Annotated in this window: 13 protein-coding genes; 4 read left to right on the top strand and 9 right to left on the bottom strand. The window is 72.7% G+C overall.

The window, feature by feature from the left end; all coding sequences use genetic code 11:
* Positions 1-42 precede the first annotated feature (42 nt).
* Both EKG83_RS05435 and EKG83_RS05430 read right to left on the bottom strand, forming a co-directional pair.
* A complete protein-coding gene (locus tag EKG83_RS05435; RefSeq protein WP_033430032.1) occupies positions 43-1266 on the bottom strand; it encodes a helix-turn-helix domain-containing protein in 1224 nt (407 codons plus the stop codon).
* A gap of 111 nt (positions 1267-1377) precedes the next feature.
* Positions 1378-1551 carry a hypothetical protein gene (locus EKG83_RS05430; RefSeq protein ID WP_153277893.1) on the bottom strand — a complete coding sequence of 58 codons (174 nt, stop codon included), beginning with the start codon at positions 1549-1551 and terminating at the stop codon, positions 1378-1380.
* Positions 1552-1794: 243 nt separating this feature from the next.
* Between EKG83_RS05430 and EKG83_RS05425 the strand changes: the two genes are divergently transcribed.
* On the top strand, positions 1795-2691 hold the full coding sequence (locus EKG83_RS05425; protein WP_033430033.1) for a toll/interleukin-1 receptor domain-containing protein: 897 nt from the start codon (positions 1795-1797) through the stop codon (positions 2689-2691).
* Positions 2692-2754: 63 nt separating this feature from the next.
* On the opposite strand, the gene EKG83_RS05420 is transcribed toward EKG83_RS05425, so the two are convergent.
* The 4 genes from EKG83_RS05420 to EKG83_RS05405 are packed head-to-tail and all read right to left on the bottom strand — an operon-like array spanning position 2755 to position 8682.
* The gene (locus EKG83_RS05420) at positions 2755-5847 is read right to left on the bottom strand and encodes an ATP-binding protein (protein WP_033430034.1); all 3093 of its coding nucleotides are present in this window, start codon (positions 5845-5847) and stop codon (positions 2755-2757) included.
* On the bottom strand, positions 5844-6452 hold the full coding sequence (locus tag EKG83_RS05415) for a hypothetical protein (RefSeq protein ID WP_033430035.1): 609 nt from the start codon (positions 6450-6452) through the stop codon (positions 5844-5846). The genes EKG83_RS05420 and EKG83_RS05415 overlap by 4 nt, the downstream gene beginning before the upstream one ends.
* 11 nt (positions 6453-6463) lie before the next feature.
* A complete protein-coding gene (locus tag EKG83_RS05410) occupies positions 6464-8092 on the bottom strand; it encodes a tyrosine-protein kinase family protein (RefSeq protein ID WP_033430036.1) in 1629 nt (542 codons plus the stop codon).
* On the bottom strand, positions 8092-8682 hold the full coding sequence (locus tag EKG83_RS05405; RefSeq protein WP_033430122.1) for a TIR domain-containing protein: 591 nt from the start codon (positions 8680-8682) through the stop codon (positions 8092-8094). Before EKG83_RS05405 ends, EKG83_RS05410 begins: the two co-directional genes overlap by 1 nt.
* A gap of 175 nt (positions 8683-8857) precedes the next feature.
* Here EKG83_RS05405 and EKG83_RS05400 point away from each other — a divergent pair, with 175 nt between their 5' ends.
* Positions 8858-11971, top strand: coding sequence for a BTAD domain-containing putative transcriptional regulator (locus tag EKG83_RS05400; RefSeq protein WP_033430037.1), 3114 nt, complete (start codon positions 8858-8860; stop codon positions 11969-11971).
* Here EKG83_RS05400 and EKG83_RS05395 read toward each other — a convergent pair.
* Together EKG83_RS05395 and EKG83_RS05390 are read right to left on the bottom strand one after the other, a co-directional pair.
* Positions 11955-12677, bottom strand: a complete 723-nt coding sequence (locus EKG83_RS05395) for an ABC transporter permease (protein ID WP_033430123.1) — start codon at positions 12675-12677, stop codon at positions 11955-11957. The genes EKG83_RS05400 and EKG83_RS05395 overlap by 17 nt on opposite strands.
* A gap of 23 nt (positions 12678-12700) precedes the next feature.
* The gene (locus tag EKG83_RS05390) at positions 12701-13624 is read right to left on the bottom strand and encodes an ATP-binding cassette domain-containing protein (RefSeq protein WP_033430124.1); all 924 of its coding nucleotides are present in this window, start codon (positions 13622-13624) and stop codon (positions 12701-12703) included.
* 141 nt (positions 13625-13765) lie between these two features.
* On the opposite strand from EKG83_RS05390, the gene EKG83_RS05385 reads away from it, so the two are divergent.
* A complete protein-coding gene (locus EKG83_RS05385; RefSeq protein WP_033430038.1) occupies positions 13766-14992 on the top strand; it encodes a cytochrome P450 in 1227 nt (408 codons plus the stop codon).
* A 171-nt stretch (positions 14993-15163) separates the two neighbouring features.
* On the opposite strand, the gene EKG83_RS05380 is transcribed toward EKG83_RS05385, so the two are convergent.
* A complete protein-coding gene (locus EKG83_RS05380; protein ID WP_051765346.1) occupies positions 15164-15421 on the bottom strand; it encodes a WGxxGxxG family protein in 258 nt (85 codons plus the stop codon).
* Positions 15422-15584: 163 nt separating this feature from the next.
* On the opposite strand from EKG83_RS05380, the gene EKG83_RS05375 reads away from it, so the two are divergent.
* Positions 15585-16253, top strand: coding sequence for a response regulator transcription factor (locus tag EKG83_RS05375; protein ID WP_033430039.1), 669 nt, complete (start codon positions 15585-15587; stop codon positions 16251-16253).
* Position 16254 lies beyond the last annotated feature (1 nt).

Here is a 16254-nt window from a genome sequence, read left to right as displayed (position 1 = left end):
CCGGCCCGGCGGGTCGCGGTGGCCACCCGCCGGGCACCCCGGTCAGTACCGCTGCCGCAGCACGCGCCGCAGCTCGGGGTAGACCTCCCGGACCGCGCCGTGGTTGTGCCACCGGCCCAGCGTCCTGGCCAGCTCCCGCAGGTCCGTGCGCACGGTCTCCGAGTCGACGTGCGCCGCGTCGTCGAGCGTGCCGACCAGGGTGGCGCAGCTCTGGTCGACCTCGCCCGCGAGCGCGTGGGCGAGCGAGCGGCGGGCGCCGAACCGGGCCCGCGAGCGGCGGGAGGCGACCGGCAGCCGGGCCAGCTCCCGGTCCAGGACCTCCGCCGACTCGGCCGTCCGCCCGAGGTCGCACAGCGACCACCCCCTGGCCAGTTCGGCGGGGTCGGGCGCGGTCGAGCCGAGCAGGGGGTAGGCCCGGGTGTCCGGGGCGGAGGCGTCGAGGAGGTGGACGGCGCGGTCCAGCGCGCGGTCGAAGGAGTCGCGGTCGCCGGCCAGGGCGTGCCCCTGGGCCTCCCGCCGGGCGGCCAGGGCGAGGGTCCGCGGGCTCGCCCGGTCGACCCGCTGGGCCTGTCGGGCCAGTTCGACGGTGCCCACCGCGTCCTGGCGGTAGAGCGCGAGCCCGGCTTCCCGGACGAACGCGTAGCTCACGATCTCCCGGTCGCCGCCCGCGCGTGCCAGCTCCGAGGCGTGCCGCGTCCACGACAGCGCGCCCTGCCCGTCGCCCGCCTCCTGGTTCATCCACCCCGTGTACTCGGCGACCCGGGCGGCGAGCAGCAGCAGCCGCGCCCTGATGGGCTCGGGGTTCTCCTGTGCGAGCGCGTGCACCGTGCGCACCAGGGCGACCAGTGGTTCGAGGACCACCACGGGGCTCGTCTGCATGCCGAGGGTGCGCAGGTGCTCGAACGAGGTCCGCATCCCGACGACCACCCGCTCGTCCGGCACCGGCCGCGGCCCGCCCGCGAGCGCCATGCCGAGCACCGTGCCCGTGCCCGCGACCAGCACCTGGCGGCGGTCGAGCGCGAGCCCGGCGTCCGCGGCCCGGTCGACGACCCGGTCGCGCGCCGAGCGGGCCGCCTCGATGAGGCTGCCGCCCGCGTCCAGCACGCCGTCGCACAGCCGCGCCATGGTCTCGTGCGGCAGCTTCAGGTCGTTCTCGACCTTGCTGAGGTAGCCCTTGCTGTAGTGCACGCGCTTGGCCAGCTGGCCTATCGACAGCCCCGCGGCGACCCGGCATTCACGCAGTAATTCACCGAACGACCCACCCACCCGAACCTCCTGATCCGGCCGACTTCGAGTACACCACCGCGCCCGGTCCGGCGCAATCGCCCGACCGACCGCGGAATACCGCGAACGGTCGGGCGCGCATTTGCGGCGCGGTCAGCCGTGCCACGGGTTGCCGTCGGGGCCGACGGTGACGGTGACGGGCGGCGGGCACTCGTCGAACGACGCGGCGGCGGCGCCGCTACCGGACGCGAACACCGCGATGATGGCGCACGAACCGGCGAGCAACGCGCCGACCCTGGCCGCGAAAGAAGGCATGGACTTGAACACGGCGAATCCTCCACAGGAAATCGATGAATTCGTTCCGGGCATTTGACCGTTCGTTTCGCCCGTACCAACAATGATTCATCACCGTGCGGTGCCCGACCAGGTGTTGCCCGTTTCCCGTCGGGTGCGGCAACGGGGGACGGCGGGGCATCCACTCCTGGTCCACCTCCGGTCGACACGCGGCCGGGACGCTGCGCGCACACAGGACAGCCGGCGGCCGCGCCGGTGTGGACAGGAGGTTCGGTTGTGAGCGAGTACGACGTCGCCGTGTCGTTCAGCGAGGAGCAGCGCTCCGCCGTCGGGAAGGTGGTCGAGGCGTTCGAGCAGCGCGGGCTGACCGTGCTGCACGGGCCCGAGCTGACCCACGAGTGGTGGTCCCACAAGGAGGGCGGCGACCTGCCGGACGCGCGGGTGCGGTTCTTCGTGCCGTTCGTGTCGGCGGTGGACGACTTCACCACGGCCGCGCTGCGCGCGGTCAAGGCCGGGGACGAGCACGTGCTGCCCGTGCTGCTCGGCGACGTGAGCGTGCCCCCGGACCTGCTGCACCCGCACGTGGCCTACGTGCGCGGCACGGCGGACCGGGCGGACCGGCTCACCGAGGCGCTGGCTGCCCGGGTCGAGGCCGCGGAGGCGGTCGGGCAGGCGTTCACGCCGGTCACCGAGGTGGTCGGCGGGGTCAAGGGGCTCGCGTCGGCGGAGGAGGCGGAGCCGGTCGTGCCCGCCACCTTCAGCCGCTACGCCGAGCAGGACGCGACGCTGCGCTACCTGGGCGAGCAGTTCGCCGCGGCCCTCCCGCGGCTGGAGCGGCGCGGGTTCGTCGGCACCGCGCACGTCGGCGAGACGCGGATCGCCGTGCGGGTCGAGCGGGCGGGCGACACCGTGTACGCGCTCGACGTCCAGCGCGGCGGGATCGGCGGTGACGAGACGGTCAACTTCGTGGTCGGTCGGAACGACGGGAGCGGCCCCCTCACCAACGGCTGGGCGCGCCCGGTCTACGACACCGACGCGGGCGCGGCCGTGCTGGAGGTGCACGACTTCTCGGTGCTCGGCGGCGGTGCCGCGCCGCGCGCGTACCGCCGGGAGGAGCTGTTCACCGCGCTCTGGGAGCGGATCGACGCGACGCTCGCGTCGACCGTCGGCTGACCGCGCGGCGAAGCGCGCCCCCCACCGTTCCCGGGTGGGGGGCGCGTTTCGCCGTGCCGGGGATCAGTGCCGGCCGTTGCGCGCCCGGTCGAGCACTTCCTCCAGGCGCAGCGGGCTCGACGGGTGGTGGCTCAGGCACAGCGGCGTCCGCATCCGGCGGAACCCGAAGGTCTCCCCGGTGACGTAGAACTGCCCGCGCTCCAACCGCGCGATGTCACCCACCGAGCTGCCCTTGGCCTTGGCCATCTCGGTCGCCGCGGCGATCTGCGCCGAGGTGTTCAGCCTGCCGTAGAACTGCGTCGTCGCGTTGCCGACGACCTGGTTGTGCACGCCCTTCGGCGCCTGGGTGGCCAGCAGCAGGCCCAACCCGTACTTGCGGGCCTGCGAGGCCAGCAGGATCGTGCTCTGCGTGCTCACCGTCCAGCCGGTGGACGGCGCGATCGTCTGCGCCTCGTCCATCACGACCAGGCCGCCGAGCGGCCGGTCCACCGCCGGGTTGCGCTTGGCCCAGGCGAACACCTCCAGCTGGAGCTGGCTGACGAACCCCTGCTTCTGCACCTCCGACGGCAGCCCGACGAAGCTGATCACCGAGATCCGCGCCCGCTTGCCCGGCGCGGGGGTCAGCAGCACGGCCGGGTCGGTGGGTTCACCCGCACCGCCGAGCAGCGGGTCGTTGACCATCGCGGCCCGCAGCGTCTCCGCCAGGTCCGCCGCCGTCGCCCGGGCGGTGCTGAGCTTGCTCACCCCCTCGGGCAGGTCGTCCAGCACCTCGATGAACTCCGCCAGGTCCCGCCCGCCCTTGCGCGCGTAATGCGTCAGGGCCTCCCGCAGCACGGCCTGGCCGCGGACGGCGCCCTTCGAACCGCCGCCGACCCTGGCGTGCGGGATGAGGCGGGCCACCGCCGCCTCGACCGAGGCGGTGAACTCGTCGACGTCCTCGAGCACCTCGGCGAAGTCCGGCAGCGGGTGGAAGCTGAGCGGCCGCCCACCCGCGCGGCCGGGCGTCCACACCACCACCTCGGTGTTCGCCAGGTACTCGGCGGCGTGGCCCTCGTCACCGGGCAGCCAGTCGGCCGGTGGCCGCGGCCACGCGTCACCCAGCCGCGCCAGGTCGTTGTTCGGGTCCAGCACGATCGCCGACACCCCCCGCAGGGCGCACTCCTCGACGATCCGCCGCAGCAGCACGGTCTTCCCGCTGCCGGAACCCGCGAACACGATGGCGTGCTTGCGCAGCGACTCCAGTTCGATGCGGATCTCCCCGTCCATGCCGAGCACGACCTCGGTCGGCGAGGGCGGTGCGGTCGGTGCGGCCGGTCCCCCCGCCGGCGGCGGCCGGGTCTCCTGGTGCCCGACCGCGGCCCGCTCCGGCCCGGGCAGGACCTCCCGCAGGAACGTCCCCCGGCTGGCCGGCTTCCGCGCCACCAGCCAGGCCAGCAGCTGGTGCGTCTGGGTGGGCAGCATCTCCTTGAGCGCGCTGAACGTCCGCAGGTCGTCGTCCGAGATCTCGACCCGCCGCGTTCCCGACTGCTCCAGCTCGGCGAGCTCCTCCTTGGTCTTCGCCCCCTGCCACCCGTCGTCGCCGTTGCGGAGCAGGACCAGGTGCCGGTTGTGCGTGCCGAAGCGGGCCGCATCGCGAACCCTGCGCATTCGGCGCAACACGTGGTTGCCGTGGGCGCTCGCGATGAGGCGGAACCCCCAGCGCTCGTCGGTGTCCAGGTCCTCGTTCACGGTGTGGAGCAGTTGGGCGTGCGCGTCGCTCCCGCCCTGGAGCTGTTCGGCCTTCCACGCCAGGTCGTCGTTGCCGACCTCGTTGATCCACGACTTCAGCCCGGCCAGCAGCAGCGCCGGCATCACGTCGTCCTCGTTGTGCCGCTGCAACGCGGCGGCGGAGATCTCCGCCTTCTCACGCAGCCGCTGGAACTGGGCGTCGAACTCCTGGAGGTACTCGGGTTCCGGTCCCTCGGGCACGGGTGCGGGCGGGGGCGCCTCGACGGGCTTCTCGTCGAAGGAGAGCAGCTCCCGGATCTCACCGTGCAGGCACGACTCGGCGTGCGCGTGGATGCTCCTGAGCAACTGGCGCGGCGTCCGCGAGACCCACCCGTCGGTGAAGGCGCCGGGCGCCACGGGCCAGGTCGGGTGCGGCGGTGTCACGTCGTTGCGCCGGTACACCGCCCCGAGCCACCGCTCCACCAGCGCGCGTCCCATCGCCGGGTCGACGATCGAACCCAGGATCGGGGTTTCGGTGAACCGGTCGGTGACCGTGTCGCTCACGATGGAGTGCAGCATCTTCCAGGTGTTCGGCAGGCAGGCCACGATCGACAGCGTCCGCCTGGTCTTCTCCCGGAGCTTCATCAACCCGTCGGCGATGAGCGAGAGCTCCCGGCTCACCTCGGCGCTCCTCACCTCCGCGTCGAACTCGTCCTGGCTCAGACCGACGAGGGTGTCCAGCTGGTCGACGGCGATCACGCACGGGCCGGTCATGGCGAGGACGCGCGAGATGTCCCGCACCAGCGTCAGCGGCTGCTTCGCCATGGGCAGCAGGCCCCACTCCCGGCTTCCCTCCCCCAGGCCGAGGAGGTGGGCCATGCCGACGTCCGCGTGCTCGGACGCGTAGAGCACCAGCGCCCGGATCGTGTCCCCGCACTCGAACGCTATCCGGCCGTCCACCTCGCGCAGGTGGTTCAGGAACACGTCCAGGTGGTGAGGGGTCAACGCCGCCGTGCCGGTGATCGCCCCCGCCACCGTCGCGGGCACGCCCGCCATGTCGCACAGCTGCCGGAGCAGCACGGTGAGCTGGAGCTCGCCGTCGTCCGTGGTCCGGCGCAGCTCGCTGCGCATCGCCTCGGCGACGTCGGCCCAGAACTCCTGGCCCGTGGTCAGCTCGACCAGGAAGAAGTAGCCGCCCTCGCGCTGCACCATGCGGCGCACCGACCCCAGCAGGTGGGTCTTGCCGACCCCCTTCCGGCCCTGGAGCACCAGGCCGATGGGGCTGGGACCGGTGCTGGCCCTGGCATCCGCGATACCGGCCCGGATCCGCTCCTCCGCCCTGGCGTGCAACCCGTCCACGTGCGACGGCGAGGTCTGCCACACGTCGTCCGGCGTCTCGGCGGAGTTGAAGCGGAGCGTGGCCAGTGCCTTGCGCTGCTGCTCGGTCATGATTCCTCGATCGCCACCAGGTGGTTGTCCTCGCCGGCGATCCGGATCGCGGCGGCGTGGTCGGCCTCGGTCAGCACCTTGCGGTTGGAGTCCGGGGCCAGGTGGACCGTGCCGGTCCGCACCATCTCCAGCAGGACCGCGTCGACCTCGTCCCGGTCGGCGCCGTTGAGCCGGGGGCGGAGCCTGGCCAGCCGGACCCAGTCCTGCGGCTTGGCCGAGAGTTCCAGGTAGGCGGCCCGGATGACCGACTCCAGGTCCGCGCCGGAGCGGATCACCTCGGCCAGGGTGCCCTGCCGCTGGTGGTACTGGATGAAGGTCCTCAGCACCGCGAAGTGCGCCCGGGACAGGGAACCCGACCTCGTCGGCGGTCCACCCGCCACCAAGTCCTTCAGGCACCAGGTGATCCCCTCATCGGTGATCCGGTGCACGATCCCGCTCTTCTCTTTCCACGAATGGAGCAGCCCGAGATCGTTCAACCGCTCACGGCCCTGCTTGCCGAGCCTGGTCTTGAGGTCTTCGGTCAGCTCCTTGTTGCGCACATCCCGGTTCTCCAGCATCAGCACGATGAGCGCTGCCCGTTCGTCGTTCGCGAATTGCTCCGGCATTGCGCCGCCTTTCAGTTCGTGGACGCGTCGATCCGACGGTCGATCCGGTCGAGGAGGGTGTGGACGTCGGTGAGCAGGCCGGGCGACAGGCTGAACCCGGTGCCGTTCGAGTGGGACTTGGACAGCACGTCGAGGTCCACCGACAGGTCCCGCAACGCGGCGAGGTCGCCGTTGTCCAACGCGGCGTACATGCCGCGCACGGTCTGCTCGACCAGCGACAACCGCCCGGCGGAGGGCACCCGGTCCGGCACGGCGCGCAACGCGGACGCCGTGTTCCGCAGGGCTTCCAGGTCCCGGTCCACCTCACCGGCGGGCGTGCCGGTGATGAGGTCGTGCAGTTCCCGGGCCACGCCGGCGGGGCGCACGCCCGGCTCGAACCGCAGGTGGCGCAGGTTGCGCAGGAAGCCCGGCAGACTCCTCTGGTCGGTGTCGCCGGTCAGCACGCAGAACAGCCGCCGCTGACCGCCGTCCGGGCCGATCGTGTGGCGCAGGAAGCGCTCCACCTCGGTGACCTGCCAGCGGCTCAGGCCGCCGTCGACCACCAGGCACAGGTGCTCGGCCAGCTCGCTGGCCTGCTCCAGGATTTCCGGGTCACCGGACGAGGACCGCTCGACCCGCACGTCCAGGGCGCGCAGTTCCTCGATCAGCTGGTCCGCGATGCGCAGTGCGGACCGCGGACTGGACACCAGCAGGTCCAGGGCGAAGTCCCGATGGCGGTCGCGTGCCGACGCCACGTAGGCGTCCCGGTTGTCGGCGAGCAGGTCGGTGCGGTCGAACTGCTGCGCGATCACGGCCGCCACCGTCTCCAGGGCGAACGAGACCTGGTCCGCCGACGGGACGTGCTCCTCCAGCACGGAAAGCTGCTCGCCGAAGCTCCAGTACGAGATGTAGGGCACCGTCAGGTGCCGCAGCATCAGGTCCTCCGGCACGGTCTTGACCAGCCAGTTGCCGAACAGCGGCGCGACGACCTCGGCGCACCTGCCGCGCCACTGCTCGGCCCGCTCGTACTCCACCCGGGTGTCCAGGCGGGACAGGATCGGCAGCACGAGGTGCCGGGGCCGGTCGTAGGGCAGCCGGTCCCGGGCGATGTCCGCGCGCCGCACGACGTCCACCACGTCCTTGAGGTTCTGCTCGTTGGCGGTGAACAGGACGACCAGCCGGTCGGGCAGCTGCGCGGTGCAGATGCCGGCGATGTCCGAGATCCCGGTCCGGCTGTCGATCAGCACGAAGTCGTAGTCCTCGGTCCACTCCTCCCGGCAGCGCTCCAGGAAGTCGGCGAACCCGCGCCGGTAGAGGTCTTCCCAGTCGATGCGCTGCATCCGCTCCGTGTAGGAGCCGTCGACCCGGCCCGCGGCCAGGAGCGCGAGGGTGTTGCCCTCGACGTCGACCCGCACGGCGTGCGGACGGGGGCCTTCCGCACCCGCGAGGAAGTCGTGGGCGAGGTCGATCACGCCGCCCTCTGGTTCCTCGGACATCACCGACCTGAAGTAGTGGTGCAGGCCGGGTGCCTCCAGGTCCCAGTCGACGGTGAGCACGCGGTAGCCCCAGCGGGCCAGCAGCACGGCGACGTTGGCCAGCGTGAAACTCCGCCCCACCCCGCCCTTGTAGGAGTAGAACGTGACGACTGTCCCGGGTGTCATCAGAACCTCGGCAGTGGAGGTGTCGGGGGGAGCACGGGGTCGGGCGGGTCCACCTCCGGCCAGTCGGGTTGCCAGGGAGGCGCCTGCTGGATCAGTTGGACGAGGTCGGCGGCGACCTTGTTGACCTCGCGGTGGAAGAGGACGAAGTGGCTGGTCTGCTGGTACGGCGGATCCGGGTGGGCGAACTCCTTGAAGTCAAGCCAGGAGCGCAATTTCCCTTCCGGCGGGAAGTTGTCCGAATCCGAGTACAGGATCGGGTAGACCAGCCCCTGCGAACTCCCCGAACTGGCCAGCCCGAGCATCCTCTCCCGCTCCAACATGCTGTACCACTCGGCCCTGCACCACTGCGACTGGAAGTAGTGCGGCGTGAGCAGCTGAATCATGATCTTGCTGTGCCGCAGGGCGTCTCGCAGGTTGGAGGGCCAGTGCACAGCGCGCGGCATCGTCCTGTCGACGTACACCTTCGGCGTCGGCGCCAACTGGTCTGCCAGGCACTCCAGAAGTTTCTGGTGAAAGTGGTTCAACAGCCATTTCTGCACGCTGCCACGACGGGCGTAGCTGATGAACAAATCGAACTGGTAACCGGACACGCGGCCGATAATATGCACCGGAGACAGGGCAAAAAAGACAAAAAAGTGGGCAATCGGAGCGCTACGGGCCAAAAAGTGGACAAATCCGGGTGCGGCGCCGCGGTGGCGCGGGCCGGTCGACCGGGTGCCTCCGATCGCCCCGAACGCACCGACTACCCGTGGCAAAATCGGCCGGGTGCAGATCACGGTGCTGGGCCCGTTCGAAGTCCGCGCGGACGGCGGCACCACCGTCGACGTGCCGGGCGCGCGGCTGCGCGGCCTGCTGATCGCCCTCGCCCTCAAACCGGGTCACGTGGTCCCCAAGGCCGCGCTCGTCGACTGGATCTGGGGCGAGCACCCGCCCGCCGACGCGACGAACGCCCTGCAACGCCTCGTCTCCCGCCTGCGAAAAGCGCTGCCGGAGAAGTCGGTCGAGGGCCTGACCGACGGCTACCGCCTGACCCTGCCCCCCGACGCCGTCGACGCCACGCGCTTCGAACGCCTCCTCGACCGGGCCCGCGCCACCAAGAACCCGCGCCTGCTGCGCGAAGCCCTCGCCCTGTGGCGCGGCACGGCCATGCAGGACGTCGGCCTGCAGGACAGCGAGGCGTTCGACGCCGCCGCCACCCGGCTCGAAGGACTGCGCCTGACCGCCGCCGAGGACCTGTTCGACGCGGAGGCCGGCCGCGGCGCGGAGCTGGTCACCGAGCTGACCGACCTGGTGGCCGCGAACCCGTTGCGGGAACGGCTGGTCGCCGCGCTGATGCGCGCCCTCGCCGCGGCCGGCCGCAACACCGAGGCGCTGCTGGTGTACCAGCGCGCGCGGGAGGCCCTGGCCGACGCGCTGGGCGTCGACCCCTCACCGGAGCTGTCCGAGCTGCACGTCGCCCTGCTGCGGGGCGAGCTGGGGCGGCCGGAGGGCCGGAGGACCAACCTGCGCGCCGAGCTGACCAGCTTCGTGGGCAAGGACGCCGACGTCGCCGCGGTCCGCGACCTCGTCGCCGGGCACCGGCTCACCACGCTGATCGGGCCGGGCGGCTCGGGCAAGACCAGGCTGGCCGCGGAGACGGCGCGCACGCTGCTCGACGACCTGCCGGACGGTGCCTGGCTGGTCGAGCTGGCGGCCATCGGCGCGGACGGCGACGTGGCGCAGGCGACGCTCGCCGGGCTGGGCCTGCGGGACACCCTGCTCGGCGAGGCGCCCAGCGCGGAGCCCGCGGACCGGCTCGTCGCCGCGATCCGCGAGCGGGACGCGCTGCTGGTGCTGGACAACTGCGAGCACGTGATCGAGGCGGCGGCGGCGCTCGCGCACCGGCTGCTCGGCGAGTGCCGGCGGCTGCGGGTCCTGGCGACGAGCCGGGAACCGCTGGGCATCACGGGCGAGGCGCTGTGGCCGGTCGCGCCGCTGGCCCTGCCCGCGGCGGACGCCTCCCCCGAGGAGGTCGGGGCCGCGCCCGCCGTCCGGCTGCTGCGGGACCGGGCGGCCGCGGTGCGCAAGGACCTCGTGGTCGACGACCGCGCGTTGGCGACGATGGCGCGCGTCTGCCGGGCGCTGGACGGGATGCCGCTGGCGATCGAGCTGGCCGCGGCCAGGTTGCGCACCATGTCCCCGGACCAGCTCGCCCACCGGCTCGACGACCGGTTCCGCCTGCTCACCGGCGGCAGCCGCACCGCGTTGCCGCGGCACAAGACGCTGCGCGCGGTGGTCGACTGGAGCTGGGAACTGCTCACCGACGCCGAGCGGGTGGTCCTGCGCAGGCTGTCGGTGTTCTCGGGCGGGGCGGGCCTGGAGGCGGCCGAGCGGGTCTGCGCGGGCGACGGGGTCGAGCCGGACGAGGTGCTCGAACTGCTCACCTCGCTGACCGAGAAGTCGCTGCTGGTCGCCGGGGGTGACGGCGCGCCGCGCTACCGGATGCTCGGCACGATCGGGGAGTACGCCGCGCACCGGCTCGCGGAGGCGGGCGAGTCGGACCTGGCGCGCCACGCGCACCTGGCCCACTTCACCGAGCTGGCCGAGACCGCGGAACCGCACCTGCGCCGTGCCGAGCAGGTGGAGTGGCTCGCCGTGCTCAACGCCGAGCACGACAACATCGGTGCCGCGATGCGCGGCGCGCTCGCGGCCGGCGAGGCCCGCGCGGCGATGCGGCTCGCGGCGGGCGCCGGCTGGTACTGGTGGCTGGGCGGGCACAAGGCCGAGGGCATGGAGCTGATCACCGCCGCCGCCGAACTGCCCGGCGAGGTGCCCGACGAGGTCCGCGCGATGGTGTACGCCCTGATCTCGGTGTTCGTCAGCTCCGGACCGGGCGACGAGCACCAGGCGGCGCAGTGGTACCGCAGGGCGTACCGGATCGGCCAACGCGGCCGGCTGCGCAACCCGCTGCTGGAGCTGGTCGTCCCGATGGTGCGCATGCTGGACGAGCCGGGCGCGTCGCTGTCCGCGTGGGAGCCGCTGCTGGGCAGCGAGGACCCGTGGGTCCGCGCGCTGGCCCGGCTGCACCTGGGCAAGATGCGGATCATGCTGGGCCGGGACGGGGCGGAGGCGTTCCTGGAGGGGGCGCTCGCGGAGTTCCGGGCGGTCGGCGAGCGGTTCGGGATCTCGTTCGCCCGGACCGAGCTGGCGGACCGGATCGCCACGCGCGGCGACTTCGCCGGCGCGGTCGAGCACTGCGAGCAGGCGATCGCGGTCCTCACCGAGATCGGCGCCGTCGACGACGTCATCCGGCTGCGCGCCCGGCAGGCCCAGCTGTACTGGCTCACGGGCGACGAGGACGCCAGTGCCGCCGCCATGGCCGAGGCGCAGCGCCACGCGGAACGGGTCACCTGGCCGGGCACGCTGGCCGCGACGGCCTTCACGAAGGCGGAACTCGCCCGCTGGAACGGCGACGCCGCCGAAGCGCGCCGGCAGCTCGGCGTCGCGACCGCCGCGCTGGGCGACGAGGCGGGGCAGCCGAACGTCCGCGCGATGACGCACGACCTGCTCGGCTACCTCGCCGACGACCTCGACGAGGCCCGCGCCCACCGCGGGGCGGCGTGCCGGGCGGCGGCCGAGGCGGGGCACGCGCCCGTGGTCGCGCAGGTCCTCGTCGGCGTCGCGGACCTGGCCCTGCGCCTCGACCGGCACGACCAGGCCGCCCGGCTGCTCGCGGCGGGCACCGCCGTGCGCGGCCTGCCGGACCGCGCCCACCCGGACGCGGCCCGGGTCGAGCGGGCGGCGCGGGACCGCCTCGGCGACCAGGGGTTCGCCGAGGCGGCCCGGGAGGGCGCGGGAACGGGCTGGGAGCGGCTGGTCGAGGTCACGCTCGCTTCCTGAACGAGGCGGCCGACCACAGGTACCCGACCAGGGCGATCCCGGCGCACCAGGCGACGGCGGCGGCCGCGTCACCGCCGTCCGGCGCGCCGGACAGCAGCCCGCGGATGGTCTCGATGACCGGCGTGAAGGGCTGGTACCGCGCGAACTCCCGCAGGCCCGGCCCCATCTTCTCGGCCGGCACGATGGCGCTGCTGAAGAACGGCAGCATGACCAGCGGCACCGCGGCCATGCCCGCCGTCTCCGGCGACTTCGCCGCCAGGCCCAGGGCGGTGGTGAACCAGCCGGCCGCGAAGCCCAGCAGCAGCACCACACCGACCACGCCCAGCCACCCGGCCGGCCCCGCCGCCGGGCTGAACCCCAGCAGGAAGGCCACCCCGAGCAGGGCCGCGACGGCGACCAGGTTGGTCAGCACGCCGGCGACGACGTGCCCGGTCAGCACCGCGCCGCGGGAGACGTCCATGACCTTGAACCGGTTGATGATGCCCTTGGTCATGTCGGAGTTCACCGCCGTGGCGGTGGCGCCCAGCCCGTAGCAGACGGCCGGCAGGATCAACCCCGGCGTCGCGTAGTCGATGTAGTCGACGCCGACGTCGAAGGCGTCGCCCATCATGTAGACGAACATCAGCATGACGATGACGGGCATCAGGACCGCGTTGAACACCGACGTCGGGTTCCGGGCGAGGTGCGTGAAGTTGCGGCGCAGCATGACCACCGAGTGGGACCGGGCGTTCACCGCGCGACCTCCGGGGTGCGGCCCGTCAGGGCGAGGAAGACGTCATCGAGGTCCGGCGTGCGGACGGAGAGCTCTTCGGCGCCGATCGAGTACTCGTCGAGCCGGTCCAGCAGGGCGCGCAACGACCTGGTCCCGCCGTCGCCGGGGACCCGCAGGACCAGCGGCTCGTCGTCCCGCGCGGAGTCGGTGAGCACCCGCGCGGCCGCGTCGAGCTCGGCGGCGGTGGCGAACCGGAGCCGGACGTGGGTGCCGGGGACCCGGCGCTTGAGCTCGTCGGGGGTGCCCTGGGCGACCAGGCGTCCCCGGTCGAGCACCGCGACGCGGTCGGCGAGCCGGTCGGCCTCCTCCAGGTACTGGGTGGTGAGGAAGACGGTCACCCCGTCGGCCACCAGGTCCCGGATGACCGACCACGTGGTGCGGCGGCTGCGCGGGTCCAGCCCGGTCGTCGGCTCGTCCAGGAAGACGACCCGCGGGGCGCCGACCAGCGTCATCGCCAGGTCCAGCTTCCGCCTCATGCCCCCGGAGTAGGTGGACACGGGCTCGCGCGCCGACTCCACCAGGTCGAACCGCTCCAGCAGCTCCGCGACCACCCGCCGGTCCGCGCGCTTGAGGTCGACCACGAGCCGCAGGTTCTCCTGCCCGGTCAGCAGGTCGTCCACCGCCGCGAACTGGCCGGTCACCCCGATCGCCGCGCGCACCGCCCCGGCGTCGGTGGCGATGTCGTGCCCGGCGACCCGCACCGTCCCGCCGTCGGCCTCCGCCAGGGTGGTCAGCACGTTCACCGTCGTCGTCTTGCCCGCCCCGTTCGGGCCGAGCAGGGAGAAGATCGAACCCGCGCGGACATCCAGGTCGATGCCGTCGAGCACGACCTTGTCCCCGTAAGCCTTCCGCAGCCCGGAAACCTCGATCGCCGTTGTCATGGCCACCACTGTCGACGCGGCCCCTGACACGTCCCCGACCGGCCGCCGCCCCCGTCGCGCGGCCGGTGTCAGGGCCGTGTCAGGGGCGTGTCAGGCCCGCCGCCGATCGTGGTCACCACGAACCCCGAGAGAGGAAACCCGGTGACCGAGACCGTCCAGTTCCCGCAGGGCCTGCCCACCGAGCGCGACGCCGGCCCCTTCAACCCGCCCAGCGCGATCACCCGGCTGCGCGAGACCCGCCCGGTCAGCCCGCTGACCTTCCCCGACGGCCACGAGGGCTGGGTCGTCACCGGCTACGACGCCGTCCGGCAGCTCCTGGCCGACACCCGGTTCAGCTCCCGCCAGGACCTCGGCGTCCTCCACGTGCCCTACGAGACCCCCGGCATGCCCGCGGCCACCGAACCGTCACCGCAGATCCCGGGCCTGTTCATCGCCATGGACCCGCCGGACCACACCCGGCTGCGGCGCAAGCTCACCGGCGCCTTCACGGTCAAGCGGATGAGGCAGCTCGAAGAGCACATCGTCGAGGTCGTCGAGCGGCAGCTGGAGGAGATGACGCGCCTCGCGCCGCCGGTCGACCTGGTCGAGCACTTCGCGCTGCCGGTGCCCTCGCTGGTGATCTGCGAACTGCTCGGCGTCCCCTACGCCGACCGGGAGACCTTCCAGGTCAACTCCGCGAAGTTCCTGGAGAAGGACGTGGAGCTGGACGAGAAGATGGCCGCGTACGGCGCGATCACCGGCTACCTGGCCGAACTGGTCACGCGCAAGCGCGCCACCCCCGACGACGACCTGCTGTCCGACCTGGCCCGCCACGACGACCTCACCGTCGAGGAGCTGACCGGCATCTCGTTCCTGCTGCTGCTCGCCGGCCACGAGACCACCGCGAACATGCTGGCCCTGGGCACCTTCGCGCTCCTGGAGCACCCGGAGCAGCTCGCCGAGCTGCGCGCCGACCCCGGCCTGCTGCCCGACGCCGTCGAAGAACTCATGCGCTACCTGACCATCGCGGACATCTTCTACCGCTACGCCACCGAGGACGTCGAGCTGGCCGGCGAGACGATCCCCGCGGGCTCGACGGTCGTCGTCTCCCTGCTGGCCGCCAACCACGACCCCGCGCGCTTCGACGCCCCGGACACCCTGGACGTCCACCGGAGGTCCCGCGGCCACCTGTCCTTCGGCCACGGCGTCCACCAGTGCCTCGGCCAGCAGCTGGCCCGGATCGAGATGCGCGCCGGCTTCACCGGCCTGCTGCGCCGCTTCCCGAGCCTCGCCCTGGCCGTCCCCGCCGACGAGGTGGAGCTCAAGACCGACATGAACATCTACGGCGTCCACGCACTGCCGGTCACCTGGGCGGGAACCGCGCCGTAGGCCGCCGGTCGCGCCGCACCGGCGTCAGAGCAGGACGTTCAGCAGGACGGTGAGCAGGACCGACAACAGCACCGAGACCACCAGCATCGTCAGGCACCCCGCGCGACCGCCGAGGAACTCGACCCCGGTGCCGCCCGGGCGCACGACCGACCCCCGGGTTCCCCGTCCGCGTCACCGCCCCGCGGTGCGGTGGTCGGTGACCTGGTTCCTCTTCCGACCCGCCAGACCGGCCAGGCCAAGCAGGCCGAGGAGGCCGAGCAGCCCCCAGTTGCCGCTGCTGCTGTCGTCGTTGTCGTTGTTGTCGTCCTGGGCGGTCACCGCGGTCGTGACGCGCGGGGCGGCCTCGTCGGTGGCGGCCGAAGCCGCCGGCACACCGACGAGGGACGCACCGAGGACGAGCGATGCCATGAGGCGCTTGGCGGTACCCACGACGTTACCTCCGGACAGTCGTCGTTCAGGACGTCACGGGTACCGCCTGGGCGACCGTTCACGCACCGACCGGCAAACCCAACACGTTCGAGTGACACCCACGCCCGGCACGCACCCGAATTCCGATATGCCGGCGATATGCACCGGCTCATAGCATCGGGGGATGCGCGTGCTGATCGTCGAGGACGAGCCCTACATGGCGGAGGCCATCCGCGACGGCCTGCGCCTGGAAGCGATCGCCGCGGACATCGCCGGTGACGGCGACACCGCCCTGGAGCTGCTGGGCGTGAACGCCTACGACATCGCCGTGCTCGACCGGGACGTCCCCGGACCCACCGGTGACGAGATCGCGGAGCACATCGTCGCCTCCGGCAGCGGCATGCCGATCCTCATGCTCACCGCCGCCGACCGCCTGGACGACAAGGTCACCGGGTTCGGCCTGGGCGCCGACGACTACCTCACCAAGCCGTTCGAGCTGCGGGAGCTGGTGCTCAGGCTCAGGGCGCTCGACCGCAGGCGCGCCCACCACAGGCCGCCCGTGCGGGAGATCGCGGGCCTGCGGCTCGACCCGTTCCGCCGCGAGGTGTACCGGGACGGCCGCTACGTCCCGCTCACCCGCAAGCAGTTCGCCGTGCTCGAAGTCCTCGTCGGCGCCGAAGGCGGTGTCGTCAGCGCCGAGGAGCTGCTGGAACGGGCGTGGGACGAGAACGCCGACCCCTTCACCAACGCCGTGCGCATCACCGTCTCGGCCCTGCGCAAGCGCCTGGGCGAACCGTGGGTCATCGCCACCGTGGCCGGTGTCGGCTACCGCATCGACGCCGGGCGCGGGTAAG

This window comes from Saccharothrix syringae (assembly GCF_009498035.1).
GTDB classification, from domain to species: domain Bacteria; phylum Actinomycetota; class Actinomycetes; order Mycobacteriales; family Pseudonocardiaceae; genus Actinosynnema; species Actinosynnema syringae.
Note: the sequence above shows the minus strand (reverse complement) of the source record. Positions and strands in the feature narration are given on the sequence as shown.